Genomic DNA, 17471 nt, shown 5'->3' on the forward strand with positions numbered 1-17471 from the left:
CGGTTCAGGCGCCGGTGTTGCTCATCAGCCGTGGGAGATCGGCGAGAACGGTTCGCGCGTTCTCCTCCGCCGTCAGATCCCGCGCCACGGCGAAGAGCCGCACGGCGTCTTCTATCCGGGAGCGGGCCTCGAGTCGCTGACCGTCTTTGATGGCGTGCCCGGCGAGCAGCAGAGCGGCGCGACCCCCGTAGCGCGCGTCGTCGGTCGCCTCGGCCAGCTGATGGAGCAGGAGCGAGAGCTGCGCGCTGGCCGTGCGGTCAGCTCGATCGACTTCGGCCGTGGCGCGCATGTAGACGGCGAACATCAGTGCGTCGAGAAGAACCTCGAGGGGAGAATCGACTGCGCCAAGCACCGGCATGCTGCGCCCCTTCGCGGTCTCGAGTTGCAGATGCCACTCGCCGTCGACGACCTGCAGCACGGCGGAATGCGGCGAATCGGCACCGAGATCGAAGCTGCCAGCGTGCCGGCGAGACAGCCGTCGCCACCCGATCGCGGTCGCGTTCCGGCTCATCCAGTCATCGACGGCCCGTGCGGCGTCGTTTCCCGATTCCATCGATCATGCCCCTTCCGCGACCGCCTCTAATCTCGCATGTGACGCGCATACATCAGAGTCCACTATGAGACTCGGAGTCTCATGATGGTCGACCTCGCGCGCCCGAGAGCCGACATGCCGCGTGAGAGGCTGATGGACACCGATGTATCCTCGGCGTCACACTGCGACATTCTTCTTTCTGCAATAGTCGATGGGGTACTGAACGAAGGAGTGGGCGTGGGCGTGGTTCGAAAATGGGTCTTCCCAGTAGTGCGCATTCTGCTGGTCGCGGCTATCGCCGTGGCACTGGGCAAGCTCGCGTTCTTCCCCGACAAGACCGACGAGGTGTCTGCGGTTCCCACCGGAGAGATCGTCGAACCTGTGATCCCCGTCGCCCTAGGAACGATCGTGAACGATGTCGTGGTCCAGTCCACGGTCACGGCAGATCCGGCCGCGCCGCTCAAGTCGACCGCTGCCGGTACCGTCGACGAGATCTTCTTCCCCCAGGGGTCGGTCGTCGCCGCCGGCGACACCGTCTTCGACGTCAAGGTCGAGATCGTGCGCTCACCCGAGGACAGCATCGATGACGAGGGCAAGACGAAGCCCAAGATCTACCGCTACGAGCAGGTCGTCGCCCCTGCCGCCGGCGTGCTCAGCTCGCTCGGTGTGATCTCAGGGCAAGACGTGACGATCGGCATGGTCGCCGGGCAGATCGCTCCGCCCACCTTCTCTGTCTCGGGCTCGCTGAAGCCTGAGCAGCGCTACCGTCTGGTCGACCAGCCGACAGACGCGTCGATCTCCATCACCGGCGGTCCCGCCGCATTCACCTGCACAGGGCTGCGCATCACGACCCCGCTGTCTGGCAGCGAGGGTGGCGGTACCGGTGGCGATACGACAGGCGGCGAAACAACTGGCGGAACAAGCGCGGGAACGGGCGGCGGTTCGAACACCACCGTCAGCTGCCCGATTCCCAGTGAGGTCACCGTCTTCTCCGGCCTCGCCGCCGAGATGACCATCTCCGGCGGAAAAGCCGAGAACGTTCTCGTCGTGCCGACGACGGCCGTGCGCGGGGCTGCGCTGAGCGGCACGGTCTGGGTATCTCGTGTCGACGGCGGCACAGAGGAGCGTGCCGTGGGCCTCGGCCTGAACGACGGAAGCCAGGTCGAGATCACCGGAGGGCTGGTCGAAGGCGATCAGATCCTGCAATTCGCGCCCGGCGCGCTGGCCGATCCGTCGGGGTGCCCGCCCGGTGCGACGGACTGCGGTGGGGTCATCGTCAGGTGAGCCTGCTCGAGCTGCGCGACGTCACGCGTACGGTGATTCCGCCTGACCAACCGGCCCTGACGATCCTCAACGGCGTCGACCTCACTGTCGAGCCGGGTGACCGTATCTCGATCGTGGGGCGCTCGGGTTCGGGCAAATCCACGCTGCTCAACCTGCTCGGTCTGCTCGACATGCCCACCAGCGGGCTGCTGACGTTCGACGACCGGCCGGTCGCGTCGTATTCCGGTGCCGCTCGCGACCGCGTGCGCGGAGCGCAGATCGGCTTCGTCTTCCAGCAGTTCAACCTGCTGCCGGGTCGCACGGCCCTCGAGAACGTGGCGATGCCCCTGCTCTACGCCGAGGGCAGATCTTTCTGGCGACGCAAGAAGCTCGCCGCCGAGATGCTCGAAGAAGTCGGCCTCGGCAACCGCATGGAGAGCATGCCCGACCGCCTCTCGGGTGGCGAGCAGCAGCGCGTCGCCATCGCCCGATCGCTGGTTCGCGGGCCGCGACTGATTCTCGCCGACGAACCCACCGGCGCCCTCGACCTCGACACCGGCAGTTCGGTGATGCAGCTCATCGACGACGTCGCGACGCGCACGGGGGCGGCGCTCGTGACGATCACGCACGATCCGGCCATCGCGGCCCGGGCCCGCGACCACTTCCGACTCGACCGCGGCGTCTTGACGCGGGCCGAGAGCGCCGAGCTGGCAGCGGCATCCGAGGCCGTCTCGTGAAGCGCGCGTTCACGAGCCTCGTCGGGGCGGTCATCGAGGCCTGGCAAGAACTTCGTGTGCATCGCACTCGAGTGCTGCTCTCGTTGATCGGCGTCGCCGTCGCCGTGTGCTCTCTCACCACGGTCGTGGCGCTCGGCGGCATCGTGCAGCAGGCGAACGAGGAGCTCAGCGAGCGGCAGAGCGGTCGGCCCGCCAGCCTGTTCGTCTCGGCTTACAGCACTGGGGGCACTGCCATCGATTCGGCGACAATGGATGCGACGTGGGCCGAAACACTGGCGCGTTACGACATCAGCTATGGCAGCCGGGTGATGCAGACGGCCCAGGCCGTGCCGTTCACCACCGGCGTCGTCGATGTGCAGACACAGGCCGTCGACCAGCCGTATGGAGAGATGCATCGAGTGCGCCTCACCGAGGGCGAGTGGTTCACCGCCGACGATGCGGCCGGGCTCGCTCCCGCCCTCGTGGTGAACCAGATCTTCTGGGAGCGCCTCGGCAGCCCCGAGCTGCGGACGCATCCGACCGTCGAACTCGGCGCCCAGGGTGGCAGACCCGGCACGACTGCGGTGATCGTGGGCGTCTATCCCGTGGCGAGTTACGAGACCGATCCGGCGATGTTCATGCTCGCCGACCAGCTCTCGGCGATGACGGCGGCCAGGCCGTCGGCCGCCGTTCAGGATCCGTACGGCGGAGGGGGCGGCGGTTCCACCCAATACGAGATGTGGGTGCCTCCCGCCATCTCCGACCAGCTCATGGAGGTCGTGAGGCGCGATTTCACCTCGGCGCTGGCGAATCCCGGGGGCGGAACCGGCGACGTGCAGGTCGATGTCTATCGCCAGGACTACGCCCAGTACGGCGACGACCCCTTCCTTGTCACCAAACTCGTGGTCGGTGGAATCGCCGTGCTCGTCCTGTTGCTCGGGGCCCTCGGACTGGTGAACATCGCTCTCGTGACCGTGAAGCAGCGCGTGCGCGAGATCGGTATCCGTCGCAGCTTCGGCGCCACTGCCGGGCGCGTGTTCTTCTCGGTGATGATGGAGAGCGTCGTGGCCACGATCGCGGCCGGTGCCGCGGGAGTGGTCGCGTCGGTTCTCCTCGTGCAGAATCCGTGGACCATGAATCTCATCGGTCAGGGCCTGGTGAGCGACTTCCCGCCGTTCCCCGCCGAGGCGGCGCTCATCGGACTCGTCGCGGCGACGGCGGTGGGAGCGCTGGCCGGTCTGTTGCCCGCGCTCGTGGCCGTACGCGTGAAGGTGATCGACGCCATCCGGTACTGACCGTCGTCGCTAGCTGTCTTTCTTCGCCGAGAGCGACCAGTGGTCGGCGATGAGCTGCAACCCCTGCGCGAACACGTACGACCAGGTCGTCGAGTCGTGAGCGCTGCCCGGTGCCTCGATGTACGTGGCATCCATACCGGCGGCTTTGGCAGCGGCGTAGATGGTCTTGACCTGCGGCAGGAACGCCGCATCGTTCGACCCCACGCCGAAGACGGCGAACGTGTCGGCATACGTGCCGTGCTGCTGCATGATGTTCGTCGGGTACGCCGCCTCGTAGCGGGTAAGGCTGCCACCGAACGCGGCATCGGCGGTCTTCTGCGGGTCGCCGATGCGCGGATACTGCTCCCCCGAGGCGTCGAGGATCACTCCGAACAGATTCGGGAATGCGGCGCCCAGCTGAATCGAGCAGGTGCCGCCCTGAGACAGCCCTCCGACGGCCCAGTAGTGCGGGTCGTCGATGACGTTGAGGTTGGCCTTGATCCAGTTCGGCACGTCGACCGTGAGGTAGGTCTGCGACTTGCCGAGCGGCGAGTCCACGCACATGGGGTTCGCGGTGGGATCACCGAGCTGATCGGGCGCCACGACGATCGGGGCGAGCCCGTCGTGCGCCGCGGCATAGGTATCGAGGCTCTGCTGCAGCTTGTCCGTGATGAACGGATCCTGCGGGGTGCCAGGCTGACCGGACATCATGACCATCACGGGCAGCTTCGGGGGGTTCGCCGTGAGGGCCGCGGGCGGCAGATACACGACGCCCGGCCTGGCCGGGAACTTCGATTCGGATGCCGGAATCGCGACGGTCGTCAGCGTTCCGACTTTCGGCATGGTTGAAGGAGCGACCCAGTCGGCGATCGTCGGCACCGACGCAGCCTCGACCTCGGGGAGGGGCTGCTCGGCCGCATCGACGATCGCACTGATTCCCAGGGCGCTGCGCACCGTGGGGTACTGTCCGAAGTCGATGTTGATGGCCATCGCCGTGGTGAGCACGAACAAGACGAGCGCGAGGGCCGAGCCGACCACGCGCATCCAGGATGCGCGACGCATCGACACGATCGCGACGCCGAAGGCGGCGCAGCCGACCGCGACCCAGACCCTGACCACGGCCGTGAGGTCTGCACCGAACAGGTCGAGCTGGTCTGAGAGCAGCCAGGTCAGCCCCACGCCCACGAGGGCTCCGACTGCGGCGGAGACAGCGACCTCGGTGAGCCAACGCCGTCGTGTCCACTTCGTGCTCGGACGGCGGAGGACGAGCAGCACGACCACCGCGAAGCCGACGGCATACGTGGCGTAGACGACAGGCCCCGCGGTGATGGTCAGGTCAAGCAGTAGGTTCACGCTGTGCCTCCTGTGTCGCCTTCGGCCTCAGATCGCGCAGCAGCCCGCTCAGCTGGATCACCGACAGTCGAGGCAGGTAGCAGCGGCCGATCGCCGCGCCCACCGCGGGGAGGTCCGTGGTGTCAGGGTAGAGCAGCCACAGAGGAACGAACGCGGGCTGGAACTTCTTCTTGAAGTTCAGCAGCGACCGGAATCCGTACGCGGGCTCGAGCGAGCGACCGACGTAGTCGAGGATCTGCGCCACGACGCTGCCTCGCACGTCGAGAGTCGACGATTCGGGGGCGGCGTTCGCGAGCGGAGCGCCCGAGAGGCTCAGGATCTCCAACCCGTCGCTCTTGGCCTGTTCGACCGCGGCTGCGATGACGAACTCCATCGTGCCGTTGGCCGCGTCGGTCCGACGTCTCATGAAGTCGAGGGTGTAGCCGATGACGTGCGGCTTCACCGCGTCGTCCGCGCCGTAGAGAGGAAGCCAACTGGTGACGGCCACGATCGTTCCCTCGGCGTCGACGGCGAGCATCAGGCGCACCGACGGATCGACGAGCTCGTCGAGTCCTCCGAGGGTGAATCCCATCTCGGGCAGGTTCTTCTCGGCGACCCATGCCTCCGAGATGGCCTGGATCTGCGAGCGCTGCAGCAGCGACAGCTCGCGCCACGACGTCCACTGCGCCACCACCCCGGCGCGGCCGGCCTTGTTCACGGCCGTGCGGATGTCCTGCCACTTCTTGCCGGTCGGGTTCCAGTCGCGGGGCCGCAGAACGGCCTCCTCTGCGACTTTGAGGCGCTGCCAATGCAGGCCCTCGAAGGTCTCGATCGTGGCATCGTCGACCCCGTAGAAGGTCGGTGTCCACCCGTGATCGCCGCAGAACCGCACGAAACGCTCGACGACAGTCGGGTCGGCGAACGCGGGTCCGAAGGGCCCTCCGACCGCCACGGCCACGAAACCCTGCACACGATACGCCACGGCGGCATCGGCGACCTCGTCGAACCAGAAGGAGTTGCCGGGCCAGGTCGACATGAACGACAGCGTGTGTCCGCCGCCCCTCTCGAGAATCGCTCGGGCGCGCACACGGTCGTCGTCGTCGACCACGGCGGTGCGGCCGAGAACGAGAAGACAGGATGCGGTGAGCACCGCGCCCCAGAAGAGGCCCGCCGGCAGCGACCACAGCTTGTGGGCCCAGTGCGTCGTCGGAACGAACGCGAGCCCGTCGGAGATCACGAACGTCGGCGGGACGAGACGCAGCGGCAGGGCCTGCAGTATGTCCAGCATCGTCGGCACGGGCCGGAACTGGTCGCTGATGGCGAGGATCCCCACGAACGAGATGAGCGCCGTTCCGGCGAGCGCACTCAGTGTGATCACGAAGAACCGCTTGGCGCTCGCGCGCGAGGGGCGAACGTCGACATGCTTGCGCAGCAGAATGAGCAGCGCCGCGCTGGCCAACGGAAGGATCGCGCACAGGGCACTGCCCGTCAACGTCTGCCAGATGTACGGGTCGACCTCTTCGTTGGCCTGCTCGGCGATAGCGGTCATGGTCTCCGGCTGAATCACGACGAAGACGCCCAGCATCACGGCCGACATCATCACCTGGATGCAGACGGCCAGCCAGAGGGCGGCGCGTCGACCGCGCAGAATGCCCCACGCCGCGACGACGCCCACCGCGACGGGCAGAAGACCGATCAGTGCCACTCGCGGATGATCGACATCGACCGCGAGGAGACCGTAGATCGACAGGAGACCGCTGCCCGATCCAATGAGAGCGGCGACGACGGGGCCGATCGAACCGAGGGCGACGACGGCGGCCAGCAGCGTTCGGATCTCGTGATGAGAACTGCGGATCAGGCGGAATCTCGACCTCGACCCGCCCAGCGCGAACCCGAGGACGAGCCCGACAGGCACCGCGACGAGGGAGTAGAAGTCGCCCGCGCCACCCGAGTAGAGGAAGAGCGTGACAGCGATGAACGAGGCGCCGAGTCGGATGCGACGTCGCCACAGGGCGGAGGCGAACGAGCTCGCTGCCATGGCGGCGCAGATCACGCCGGTCGCCGGCGACAGAGCCTCGATCGAGGGGGCGTTGAGCGGCAGGAATCCGAGGTACGTGCTCTCGACCCAGCTGAGGCCGAATCCGATGAGACCGGATGCGGCGCTGCCGCCGACGTAGGCGATCGCGGTGCGCCAGCTGCCCATGAGTTGCTCGGCCGCTCCGACGACCAGCACGATGAAGGGCACGACGAAGATCAGTGCGCCGCCACCGTCGACCGCGAGAAACGCCGTGATGAGACCCCACCAGCGGTGATGCTGGAAGACATCATCCTGACCCGTGGCCAAGACCTGCCAGCCCCAGTCGTAGGTGCTCGAAGCGAAGCCGACGATACTCAGCACAATGACGACGGCGCTGCACACCACGGTGAACGGGTGGCGGAGAATCCAGCGAAGGAACGGCACGACTTACCTCAGATCATCAGAACTGATGAAGCGTATCCCTGTGGAATGAGAAATTCTCTCTGAGGCTGGGCGGACGAGGAACACTCAGCCAAGGCCCAGCCCGCGTGCAGGAAGTGCTCCCGCTACTTGTTCTTGCCGTTCCCCGGATTGCCGTTGCCGGAGTTCCCGTTTCCGTTACCGGAGTTGCCGTTGCCGTTGCCATTGCCGTTACCGGAGTTGCCGTTGCCGTTGCCATTGCCGTTACCGGAGTTGCCGTCGCCCTGCTCGGTCTCGGGCGCGACAGATTCGGGTACGGGTGCGGGCTCCGCGGTCGAGGGCGCCTCGCCAGACGGAACGGGTTCCGGCTCCGGGCCCACCGGCGTGCTCGTGGTCGCCGGGTTGGTCGTCGAGGCGGGCGATGAACTCGGCATCGACAACAGCGCCCAGGTGAGAACGACTGCGAGAACTCCCGCGGCCGCCAGAGCGGCGATGAGCAAGGCCCGACGGCGCCGCTTCGGGGGCTCGACCGCGGCCCCGGTCATGACCTTCGTCGGCGCCTCGCCCATGGCTTCCGTCGGCGCCTCGCCCATGGCTTCGGTCGGGGCCTGGCCCATGGCCTCCGTCGGCGCCTCGGTCACGAGTGCCGGCGAGCCCACCGCGGCCGAGCGGGCAGCCGGCACCGGCGCCGACTCGGATCGGAGCTCGCGGGCGAGATGCACGACCTCGAGGGCAGTGGGTCGCTGCCCGGGATCGCGGGCGGTCATCGCCGTGAGCAGGGACTTCCAGCCGTAGCCCAGTTCCCCGGGAACCTCGGGATCGTTCGTGAGCCGAGCGAGGGCCGCCTCGTGCACGACCGGCTGACCGAACACGCGCTCGCCCGTCAGTGATTCGAGCAGAACCAGACCGAGCGCGTAGATATCGGAGGACGGAGCGGGTTCGGAGCCCCGCACCTGCTCCGGGCTGAGATACGCGGCCGTGCCGAGCAGCGTGCCGGGCGTGGTCAGCCGCGACGAACCGACGAGGTGGGCGATACCGAAGTCGGCCAGCGTCGCCGTGAATTCCTCGCCCACGACCGGCGATCGGCGAAGCAGCACATTCGCGGGCTTGATGTCGCGGTGCACGATGCCGGCCTGATGCACCACGTGCAGCGCCTCGCCCAACTCGCGGGCCATGCGTGCCGCATCGACGGGCGCCACCGGGCCATCCGAGATTCTGCTGCGCAGTGTGGGACCGTCGACGAACTCCATCACGAGATACGCCTCGCCGTCGCCGTCGATGAGGGCGTCGTACAAGGTCACCAGAGACGGGTGATTCAGAGACGCGAGGAGCCGGGTCTCCGAGGTCTTTCGTTGCAGGTCTGCCGCCTCGGAGTCGCGGAAGAGCTTGATCGCGACCGTGCGGCCGAGTTTCTCGTCGGTCGCGCGATACACGACCCCCATGCCACCCGCGCCGACGCGCGACTCGAGTCGATACCGTGCGCCGAGCAGTGAGCCTTCTGCCACGGCGCTGTTCTCAGACGAGCGGGTCGCTGTCGCGAGTGCTGCGGGTGACCCGCTCGCCGCTCGCGGGATCGACGGCCGACCGGGTCGTCGACGTGCTCTGTCGACGACGCAGCGTGAGGACGAGGCTGATGAGGAACACGACGACGCCAGCACCCATCAGGATGTATCCGATCAGGGGAAGGTTCACGACCCCGCCGAGGTCGATGTTCACGGCGAATGCAAGCACGGCGCCGATGACGAACAGTGCGATTCCGCTTCCGATACCCATGGGGTTTCCCTTCGATCTACGCCGGTGCGAGAGGTTCGCGCCAGCGGACGGCGCGAGGCGTGGTCCACAGCGGACCGAGGGCGTCGAACCGAGTCGCCCATGTCTAGCACGCGAGAACCACGCTCGTTCGGGGCTTGAACCGAGCGCACCGGGGGTAGTAGGCGAAGAATGTTCAGCGAGTCTGCCCGAGCACCGCGGCCAGCGCCGCGTCGAGGAGGGCGGCCGCCGCCAGTCGGTCGACACGCACGATAGCCATCGCCGCGAAGACGAGCCCCGTGCACGTCGTCGTGACCAGTTCGCGGCCTTCCGGTGACAGATCCACGCGACGGGCGGCGACACCGGATGCGACAGCGTCGCGCAGGTCGGTCGTGTAGGCGGTGACGACCGCCGCGAGGCCGGCCTCGTGCCCCAGCGACGATCCCGTGGCGTTGAGCAGCAGGCATCCGTTCTTCGCCAGAGCCGTGTCTTCATCGACCATGGCGTGACGAAGCCCCCGCAGATACACCTCGAGCGCCCCAGGATCGACCTCGTCGGCGCGCAAGGGCTCGAGCCGAGGGCGCACGACGTCGTCGAGGTACGACTCGACGGCGGCGTCGAAGAGCCCGCGCTTGCTGCCGAAGGAGTGATAGATGCTCGACCGATTCAGCCCAGTCGCCGCCTCGAGGTCGGGCAGCGATGTCTCTTCGTAGCCGCGATTCCAGAAGACTCCACGGGCCGCGCGCACGACATCGACTTCGGCAAACGCACGCGTTCTTCCCATGGTGTTCTCCTTTCGGTACTGGCAGGTGCCGGCCGAATGAGTCTATAGTGAAACGGTCGGTTCAAAAAAGGAGATTCTCATGGTCATCGCATCCGTCGTGATTGCTGCACTCGCCGCCTTGCTGCACGTCTACATCTTCTGGATGGAGTCGCTGGCATGGGACGGCCCCGCCGCTCGCAAGACGTTCGGCCCGGCATCCACCGCGGAGGTCGAGACCACGAGGCCCTTCGCTTACAACCAGGGCTTCTACAATCTCTTCCTGGCCATCGCCACGATCATCGGAATCGTGTTCGTGCTCGTGAGCACCTCCGCCGTCGGCCCTGCTCTCATCCTGGTCGGCACCGGCTCGATGCTCGCGGCCGCCCTCGTGCTGTTCGCGTCATCGCCGGATAAGCGCGCGGCAGCGATCAAGCAGGGCACCTTGCCCCTGCTGGCCGTGATCGCCACGATCATCTCCCTGAACGTCTAACCGACTCCATCACCACCGCTCCGCAGAACAACAGAAACGAGAACGCCATGCGCGCCATCATCCACAACGAATTCGGAGACCCGGCAGAGGTTCTTTCCGTCGAGAACGTGCCCACTCCTGAGCCGGGAGCGGGAGAGGTGCGTGTTCGCACCCTCCTCAGCCCCATCCACAACCACGACCTGTGGACGATCCGTGGAACCTATGGATTCAAGCCCGAACTTCCCGCTCAGGCAGGCACCGAGGCCGTCGGCGTCGTCGACGCACTCGGCGAGGGCGTCACCGCACTGCAGGTCGGTCAGCGCGTCGCCACCGGAGGCACCTTCGGTGTCTGGGCCGAGTACTTCATCGCGAAGGCCGCGGCGCTCATCCCCGTCGGCGACGCGCTCTCCGACGAGGTCGCTTCGCAGCTCGTCTCGATGCCGTTCAGCGCCATCAGCCTGCTCGACACCCTCGACCTCGCCGAGGGCGACTGGCTCGTGCAGAACGCGGCCAACGGAGCGGTCGGCCGCCTCGTGGCCCAGCTCGCCGCGGCCCGCGGCATCAACGTGCTCGGCCTCGTGCGCCGCGCCGCCGGCGTCGACGAGCTGAAGGCCCAGGGCATCGGCAACGTCGTCGCCACCGACAGCGACGGATGGCGCGACACCGTCGCCGAGATCACCTCGGGAGCGCCCATCGGCGTCGGCGTCGATTCGGTCGGCGGATCCGCGGCCGGCGACATCGTCTCGCTGCTCGCTGAGAACGGACGCCTCGTGGTCTTCGGAGCGATGAACTCCCCCGTCATGGAGATCCCCTCCGGTCCCGTCATCTTCAAGAGCATCTCGGTCTCGGGATTCTGGGGCTCGAAGGTCATGGGCGGCATGGACGGCGCAAAGCGCGCCGCACTGCTCGGCGAACTGATCACCCGCATCAGCGAGGGCTCGCTCACTCTGCCCGTCGAGGAGATCTACTCGTTCGACGACGCCCGTCAGGCGAGTGCCGCGAACTTCGTCGCCGGTCGCGGGGGCAAGGTCCTCCTGCGCCCGTAACGCTCAACGGTCAGACGCTCCGTACTGATGCTGCGGTGAGAACGCGCGTGCCGGCAGCCTTGTCTTGCCAGCCGCGTCGGTCTCCCCGCAGCATCGGAACGAGCATCACGATCCACAGCACCGGAACGATGATGAACCCCACTCCGAGAGTCGGTTCGGCGCCATCGGCCACCGCCAAGAGGAAGCGGATCATCACCGCGACCGCAAGGGCCGAGAACACTCCCGGCACGAACAGGATCGCGGAGCGTCCGAGAAGCGATCCGACGCCCGGACGCCCGTGGTTGCGCGCATCCACGACGCGGATGCGAACGAGGAATTTTCCGATCGAGTATTGCCGCGAGTGCGCGAGGACCACGTTCACGATCACCGAGCCGAGCGGAATTCCAAAGATCGCCAAGAACCCCGCGACGACGAAGAATCCATTCCCGCCCCTGCCGCCCCCGTCGTACCCCTCGAAGCCGAGCGCGACGCACCACCAGACGACCGCCACGGTCAATGCGATGGTGCCGCCGAAGTCGATCACGAACGCGATCGCTCGGCGAATCACGGGAGCGGGAACCGGCTTGATCGAGAACGAGTGCACCGTGGGCACGCCGGGCTGGCTCGCGTTCGCAGCGAACACGGGCAGTTCAGGCTGTGTCATGGGCTCACACTATCGGCAGCCCTGTCGCTGCCGAGCGGCATATGCACTCACGACCCCTCCGGGCGATGCTCGAGAACCGTCGTCGGGGTGAAATGCAATTCGGAGATGCGGCGCCGGTCCATGGCGGCCACCTGAAGAACCCCGCCGTCGACGTCGATGCGGTCCCCCACGACGGCCAGACGACCGAGCCGCTCGACGACGAATCCGGCCACGGTGTCTGAGGCGGCGGCCGGCAGGGTCACCCCCGTGGCCTCTTCGAAGTCCTGAAAGTTCAGCCTGCCATCGACCGAGCCGCCCTGCTCCATCATCTCGGCGAATGCCGTCTCGGTGTCGTACTCGTCGAAGATCTCCCCGACGACCTCCTCGACCAGATCCTCCAGGGTGACGATGCCGTCTGTTCCGCCGTATTCGTCGAAGACCACGGCGATGTGGTCTCCGGATGCGCGCAGGTTCGTGAGCGTCGGCAGAATCCGGGCGGTCGACGGAATGAAGGGAATCGGTCGAACGACCTGCCGAACCTCGAGCGTGCGGTCGGGCAGTTCGAAGAGATCACGCACGTGCACGAATCCCACGATGTCGTCGATCGACTGGTCGACGACCGGAAAGCGCGAGTACGGCGAGGAACGAACGGCCTCGAGGGCGTCGGAGATCGAGTCGTCGACAGTGATCGCGACGACCTCCGGGCGCGGTCGCATGATCTCGCTCACCTGTCGATCGCGCAAAGAGAGCACGTCGTCGAGCATGCGTCGCTCGTCGTCGGGCAGCCCTTCGTGACTGGTCACGATCTCGCGCAGTTCCTCGTCTGAGAGCTTGTCGCCGGTCTTGTTCGGGTCGCCTCCCAGCAACCGCACGACGGCGTTGGTCGACACCGAGAGGAACCAGATGACCGGACGCATGAGCGTGGCGAAGCCGCCAAGCACCGGAGCGACGGCATACGAGAACCGGGCGTTGTGCTGGATGGCGAGGCGCTTCGGCGCGAGCTCGCCCAGCACCAGCGACAGGTAGGCGATGACGAGGGTGAGCCCGATCGTCGCCGTGGTCGAGGCCGCGGCAACCGAGAGCCCCAGGCCTTCGAGAAGCGGTGTCACAGACGGGGCGATCGAGGATGCTCCGTACGCGGCCGACGCGAAGCCCGCGACGGTCACGCCGATCTGCACGGCGGAGAGGAACGTGTTCGGGTTGCGCGCCAGCCCGGCGACGGTCTGACCCCGTCGGCCCCGCTGCGCGATCGCATTGATCTGGCTCTCGCGCAGGGTCACCAACGCCATCTCGGTGGCGGCGAAAACGCCGCCGACGAGCACGAAGACGATGACGAGCACGATGCTGACGACGAGATCGCCGCTCATCGGAGGAACTCCGTCGAACCAGGGTGCGCGCCCGGGGTCACCCGGGCGCTGGGATGGTGATGGTCGGAACTGCTCGCAGACGATGTCATGCTCCGAGCATAGGGAACAACCCTCGGAGAATCCCCTGGCCGCATTGAGAAGCAGCGGGCGTCAATTCGATCGGGGTTCCCTGTTGGACAGGCGAGGTCGCCAGGCGCAGGCTGAAAGCATGGAATACACACACCTCGGACGAACGGGCCTGCGCGTCTCGCGCGTCGTGCTCGGCACGATGAACTTCGGCCCCCAGACCAGCGAGCCCGACTCGCACGCGATCATGGACGCCGCGCACGCCCAGGGCGTGAACTTCTTCGACACGGCGAACGTCTACGGCCAGGATCTGGGCCGCGGAGCCACCGAGCAGATCGTCGGACGATTCTTCGCCCAGGGCGGCGGTCGGCGCGAGAAGACGGTGCTCGCCACGAAGCTCTACGGCGACATGACCGATTACCCCAACGACGGCAAGCTCTCGGCACTGAACATCCGGCGCGCACTCGACGCCAGCCTCACCCGGCTGCAGACCGACTACATCGACCTCTACCAGTTCCATCACATCGACCGGGCGACGCCGTGGGAGGAGATCTGGCAGGCGATCGAGGTGGCCGTGCAGCAGGGAAAGATCCTCTACGCGGGCTCGAGCAACTTCGCCGGCTGGCACATCGCACAGGCGCAGGAGGCCGCGAAGGCTCGCCACTTCACCGGCCTGGTGAGCGAGCAGTCGATCTACAACCTCATCGTTCGCGACGTGGAGCGCGAGGTGCTTCCAGCCGCGCAGGCCTATGGGCTGGGCGTCATCCCATGGTCTCCCCTGCAGGGAGGGCTGCTCGCCGGGGTGCTCGACAAGGAAGCCGACGGGTCGCGTCGTCGCGACGGCCGTGCCGCCGAGGCGCTCGAGAAGCTCCGCCCTCAGCTCGAGCAGTACGAGGCGTTCGCGGCCGAGCTCGGCCACTCGCCCGCCGAACTCGCTCTGGCCTGGCTGCTGCACCAGCCCGCGGTCACCGCGCCGATCACGGGCCCGCGCACCATGAATCAGCTCGACACCGCCATCGCCTCGGTCGACATCACGCTCGACACGGAGGCGCTGGGCCGACTCGACGAGATCTTCCCCGGCCACAAGACGGCCCCCGAGGACTACGCCTGGTAAGGCGAGAAAAGAGAGAAGAAAAGACTATGAAGCAACGCACTATCGGTGACATCTCCGTCAGCGCCATCGGTCTGGGCGGCATGCCCATGTCGATCGAAGGCCGGCCCGACGAGGAGCGCTCCATCTCCACGATCCACGCCGCCCTCGACGCCGGTGTCACCCTCATCGACACGGCCGACGCGTATCACCTGGCCGCCGAAGACGAGGTCGGTCACAATGAACTACTCATCGCCAAGGCACTGAAGAGCTACGGGGGCGACACCTCCTCCGTGCTCGTGGCGACCAAGGGCGGCCACCTGCGGCCCGAGCCAGGCCCCTGGGCCAAGAACGGGCATCCGGACTACCTCAAGCAGGCGGCCGAGGCCTCGGCCCGACGCCTGGGCGTCGACGCGATCGGCCTCTACCAGTACCACCGCCCCGACCCGGAGGTTCCGTACGCCGATTCGATCGGCGCGCTGCGCGAGCTTCTGGATGCGGGGACGATCCGCATGGCCGGCATCTCGAACGCCGATCCCGATCAGATCCGCGAGGCTCACGAGATTCTGGGCGGCCGGCTGGTCTCGGTGCAGAACCAGTTCTCGCCGAAGTTCCGCTCGAGCGAGAAGGAGCTGGCCCTCGCAGACGAGCTCGGCATCGCCTTCCTGCCGTGGAGCCCGCTCGGAGGCATCTCGGGAGCCGCATCGCTGGGCGAGAGCTACGAGGCCTTCGGCCGCATCGCCGCAGACCGCGGCGTCACGCCCCAGATCGTGTGCCTCGCCTGGGAGCTCGCGAAGTCGCCGTTCGTCATTCCGATTCCCGGTGCGTCGCGCCCCGAGTCGATCACGAACTCGGCGCTCGCCGCCGACTTCGAGCTGAGCGCGGAAGAGTTCGCCGCCCTCGACGCGTAGTCGTCTCGAGCCCGGATCAGGCCGCGGGCTTCAACGCCGGCTGCCGCAGACGCCCCACGAGGGCTGCGGCGGCCGGCGCGGCCTGACGGGGAACGGCAATGGCGGTCGTCCACACCAGTGCGTCGTGCGTCACGGGAACAGCACTGAGCAGCTCCGGTCGCTTGTCGGCGAAGTGCGCCGGAACCACCGCGACACCGAGCCCGTAGCCCACCAGATCGAGCAGTGACCCGACGTCGCCCACCTCGAGTTCGACCGAGTGCGCGAGCCCCTCCTCGGCGAATGCCCGGTCGGCCAGCACGCGAGCAGCCCAGCCGTCAGCGAATCCGACGAACGTCTCGTCGGCGAGGTCACCGATCTCGACACGCCCTCGGCCGGCGAGGGGGTGATCGGGATGGCACAGCACGACGAAACCCTCAGACGCGATGGGCAGGAGTTCGACGGTCGCCGGCACGGCTCCACAGTCGGCGACGAGGGCGAGGTCGAGCAAACCTGTCGCCACCTGGTCGAGCAGCGTCGTCGATCCGGCGAAGCCGAGCCGCACCGACACGGCCGGGTGCGAGCGACGGAAGTCGGCGAGTTCCTGCGGCAGGTGCACTCCCCCGAGGCACTGCTCGGTTCCGATGCGCAGGGCGCCGCGCAGGACTCCTCGCACGGCCAGCACCGCATCGCGAGCGGCGGTCGCGCTGGCGACGGCCCGTTGGGATTCCTCCAGCATCGCGGTTCCCGCAGGAGTGAGCTGCACGCGTCGTGTGCTGCGAGTGAACAGAGTGGTGCCGAGCTCGGCCTCGAGCGCCCGGATCGAGGCCGACAGCCCCGACTGCGAGATCTGCAGAGACTCGGCGGCTCGGGTGAAGTGCTGATGCTCGGCGACGGCGACGAAATGCTCGAGTTGGCGGAGTTCCATGAGGATTCAAGAGTACTGCCCGCCTCACGGACCGTCCCTAGAATCGACACCATGGCCCGATCCAGCGAACATGCCCTGTCCTTCGGCCGCGCGGTCGGCGACTACGACCGCGGTCGCCCGAGTTACCCGGCCGAGGCCGTCGAGTGGATCCTCGAACAGATCGACCCGGCGCATCCGGCCCCGACGCGGGTCGTCGACCTGGGCGCGGGAACAGGCAAGTTCACGGCCGCACTCGTCGACCGCGGACTCACGGTAGTCGCCGTCGAGCCCGACGCATTGATGCGCGAGCGGCTCACGCAGAACCTGCCGACCGTCTCGGCGCTGGAGGGAAGCGGCGAGAAGCTCCCGCTCGACGACGCGAGCGTCGCGCTCATCACGGTGGCGCAGGCGTGGCACTGGGTCGATGTTGCCGCGACGTCGCTCGAAGTCGCACGGGTGCTCGAGCAGGGAGGCGCCCTCGCCCTCGTCTGGAACATCCGGGACTCCGAGGTCGACTGGGTCGCCCGGCTCGGCGAGGTGATCGGCGCATCCGAGGCCGAGAAGTACGGCAGCCAGGCCCCGCCCGTGGACCCGCCTCTCGAACGTCAGGCGTATCGCGAGTTCCGTTGGGTAGCCGAGATGAGTCGCGAGCAGGTCTTCGCCATGGTCACCTCGCGCAGCTACGTGATCACGATGGCCGAGGCCGAACGCGACGTGATGCTCACCCGTCTCGGGAAGCTGCTCGACGAGCATTCCGATCTCGCCGGTCGAACGAGCTACCCGGTTCCGTACGTCACCAGGGTCACGATCGCTCGGATCGCTGCGTGAGCTCGGCCCTCCACGAGGTCGAGTATCTCGAGAGCTTCGCTCGGGGCGCGTCACTAATTCAGGAGGACAGGCACTCCGTGTGGATAGTGTCCTCGGACACGCGCCCCTCCTGAATTGAGTACG

Annotated in this window: 17 protein-coding genes; 8 read left to right on the forward strand and 9 right to left on the reverse strand. The window is 67.3% G+C overall.

All coding sequences use genetic code 11. The features are described from left to right. Positions 1-4 precede the first annotated feature (4 nt). The gene (locus tag ASE64_RS09195; protein ID WP_055779082.1) at positions 5-553 is read right to left on the reverse strand and encodes a hypothetical protein; all 549 of its coding nucleotides are present in this window, start codon (positions 551-553) and stop codon (positions 5-7) included. 216 nt (positions 554-769) lie between these two features. On the opposite strand from ASE64_RS09195, the gene ASE64_RS09200 reads away from it, so the two are divergent. Genes ASE64_RS09200 through ASE64_RS09210 form a run of 3 tightly spaced genes read left to right on the forward strand, consistent with a single transcriptional unit; the run spans position 770 to position 3806 of the window. Further along, entirely contained in the window at positions 770-1816 is a 1047-nt protein-coding gene (locus ASE64_RS09200) for an efflux RND transporter periplasmic adaptor subunit (protein ID WP_156351744.1), read from the forward strand. Then, positions 1813-2532: an ABC transporter ATP-binding protein gene (locus ASE64_RS09205; protein WP_055779087.1), complete on the forward strand. Its 720-nt coding sequence runs from the start codon at positions 1813-1815 to the stop codon at positions 2530-2532. Before ASE64_RS09200 ends, ASE64_RS09205 begins: the two co-directional genes overlap by 4 nt. Then, positions 2529-3806, forward strand: coding sequence for an ABC transporter permease (locus ASE64_RS09210; RefSeq protein ID WP_156351746.1), 1278 nt, complete (start codon positions 2529-2531; stop codon positions 3804-3806). Before ASE64_RS09205 ends, ASE64_RS09210 begins: the two co-directional genes overlap by 4 nt. A gap of 9 nt (positions 3807-3815) precedes the next feature. On the opposite strand, the gene ASE64_RS09215 is transcribed toward ASE64_RS09210, so the two are convergent. The 5 genes from ASE64_RS09215 to ASE64_RS09235 form a co-directional block, all read right to left on the reverse strand. After that, positions 3816-5138, reverse strand: coding sequence for an alpha/beta hydrolase (locus ASE64_RS09215; protein ID WP_055779094.1), 1323 nt, complete (start codon positions 5136-5138; stop codon positions 3816-3818). Continuing rightward, on the reverse strand, positions 5122-7578 hold the full coding sequence (locus tag ASE64_RS09220; RefSeq protein WP_055779097.1) for a bifunctional lysylphosphatidylglycerol flippase/synthetase MprF: 2457 nt from the start codon (positions 7576-7578) through the stop codon (positions 5122-5124). The genes ASE64_RS09215 and ASE64_RS09220 overlap by 17 nt, the downstream gene beginning before the upstream one ends. A gap of 122 nt (positions 7579-7700) precedes the next feature. Then, positions 7701-9059, reverse strand: coding sequence for a serine/threonine-protein kinase (locus ASE64_RS09225; protein WP_156351748.1), 1359 nt, complete (start codon positions 9057-9059; stop codon positions 7701-7703). Positions 9060-9069: 10 nt separating this feature from the next. Beyond that, positions 9070-9327 (reverse strand): DUF6458 family protein, encoded by a 258-nt coding sequence (locus ASE64_RS09230; protein WP_055779101.1) that lies wholly within the window; start codon positions 9325-9327, stop codon positions 9070-9072. 172 nt (positions 9328-9499) lie between these two features. Continuing rightward, positions 9500-10087, reverse strand: a complete 588-nt coding sequence (locus ASE64_RS09235) for a TetR/AcrR family transcriptional regulator (protein ID WP_055779104.1) — start codon at positions 10085-10087, stop codon at positions 9500-9502. Between the two features lie 79 nt (positions 10088-10166). On the opposite strand from ASE64_RS09235, the gene ASE64_RS09240 reads away from it, so the two are divergent. Both ASE64_RS09240 and ASE64_RS09245 read left to right on the forward strand, forming a co-directional pair. After that, on the forward strand, positions 10167-10556 hold the full coding sequence (locus ASE64_RS09240; protein ID WP_055779107.1) for a DUF1304 domain-containing protein: 390 nt from the start codon (positions 10167-10169) through the stop codon (positions 10554-10556). A gap of 47 nt (positions 10557-10603) precedes the next feature. Beyond that, positions 10604-11581: a zinc-binding dehydrogenase gene (locus tag ASE64_RS09245; protein ID WP_055779110.1), complete on the forward strand. Its 978-nt coding sequence runs from the start codon at positions 10604-10606 to the stop codon at positions 11579-11581. 10 nt (positions 11582-11591) lie between these two features. Here ASE64_RS09245 and ASE64_RS09250 read toward each other — a convergent pair whose 3' ends face one another. Together ASE64_RS09250 and ASE64_RS09255 are read right to left on the reverse strand one after the other, a co-directional pair. Then, positions 11592-12224, reverse strand: coding sequence for an RDD family protein (locus ASE64_RS09250; protein WP_055779112.1), 633 nt, complete (start codon positions 12222-12224; stop codon positions 11592-11594). Positions 12225-12271: 47 nt separating this feature from the next. Then, a complete protein-coding gene (locus tag ASE64_RS09255; RefSeq protein ID WP_055779115.1) occupies positions 12272-13570 on the reverse strand; it encodes a hemolysin family protein in 1299 nt (432 codons plus the stop codon). A 208-nt stretch (positions 13571-13778) separates the two neighbouring features. Between ASE64_RS09255 and ASE64_RS09260 the strand changes: the two genes are divergently transcribed. Continuing rightward, entirely contained in the window at positions 13779-14750 is a 972-nt protein-coding gene (locus ASE64_RS09260) for an aldo/keto reductase (protein ID WP_055779118.1), read from the forward strand. Between the two features lie 26 nt (positions 14751-14776). Beyond that, a complete protein-coding gene (locus ASE64_RS09265; protein ID WP_055779120.1) occupies positions 14777-15637 on the forward strand; it encodes an aldo/keto reductase in 861 nt (286 codons plus the stop codon). 16 nt (positions 15638-15653) lie between these two features. On the opposite strand, the gene ASE64_RS09270 is transcribed toward ASE64_RS09265, so the two are convergent. Further along, positions 15654-16541 carry a LysR family transcriptional regulator gene (locus ASE64_RS09270; RefSeq protein ID WP_055779123.1) on the reverse strand — a complete coding sequence of 296 codons (888 nt, stop codon included), beginning with the start codon at positions 16539-16541 and terminating at the stop codon, positions 15654-15656. A 51-nt stretch (positions 16542-16592) separates the two neighbouring features. Between ASE64_RS09270 and ASE64_RS09275 the strand changes: the two genes are divergently transcribed. Further along, positions 16593-17348 (forward strand): class I SAM-dependent methyltransferase, encoded by a 756-nt coding sequence (locus tag ASE64_RS09275; protein ID WP_055779125.1) that lies wholly within the window; start codon positions 16593-16595, stop codon positions 17346-17348. Positions 17349-17471: the final 123 nt, after the last annotated feature.

Source organism: Agreia sp. Leaf210, from assembly GCF_001421485.1.
In the GTDB taxonomy this organism is placed as follows: Bacteria; Actinomycetota; Actinomycetes; order Actinomycetales; family Microbacteriaceae; genus Agreia.

Excerpts from the sequence above, each read along its gene's own strand:
- ASE64_RS09250 (WP_055779112.1), bottom strand. The coding sequence starts at position 12,224 with ATGACACAGCCTGAACTGCCCGTGTTCGCTGCGAACGCGAGCCAGCCC.
- ASE64_RS09275 (WP_055779125.1), top strand. The coding sequence starts at position 16,593 with ATGGCCCGATCCAGCGAACATGCCCTGTCCTTCGGCCGCGCGGTCGGC.
- ASE64_RS09245 (WP_055779110.1), top strand. The coding sequence starts at position 10,604 with ATGCGCGCCATCATCCACAACGAATTCGGAGACCCGGCAGAGGTTCTT.
- ASE64_RS09270 (WP_055779123.1), bottom strand. The coding sequence starts at position 16,541 with ATGGAACTCCGCCAACTCGAGCATTTCGTCGCCGTCGCCGAGCATCAG.
- ASE64_RS09240 (WP_055779107.1), top strand. The coding sequence starts at position 10,167 with ATGGTCATCGCATCCGTCGTGATTGCTGCACTCGCCGCCTTGCTGCAC.
- ASE64_RS09255 (WP_055779115.1), bottom strand. The coding sequence starts at position 13,570 with ATGAGCGGCGATCTCGTCGTCAGCATCGTGCTCGTCATCGTCTTCGTG.
- ASE64_RS09265 (WP_055779120.1), top strand. The coding sequence starts at position 14,777 with ATGAAGCAACGCACTATCGGTGACATCTCCGTCAGCGCCATCGGTCTG.
- ASE64_RS09230 (WP_055779101.1), bottom strand. The coding sequence starts at position 9,327 with ATGGGTATCGGAAGCGGAATCGCACTGTTCGTCATCGGCGCCGTGCTT.
- ASE64_RS09235 (WP_055779104.1), bottom strand. The coding sequence starts at position 10,087 with ATGGGAAGAACGCGTGCGTTTGCCGAAGTCGATGTCGTGCGCGCGGCC.
- ASE64_RS09195 (WP_055779082.1), bottom strand. The coding sequence starts at position 553 with ATGGAATCGGGAAACGACGCCGCACGGGCCGTCGATGACTGGATGAGC.
- ASE64_RS09260 (WP_055779118.1), top strand. The coding sequence starts at position 13,779 with ATGGAATACACACACCTCGGACGAACGGGCCTGCGCGTCTCGCGCGTC.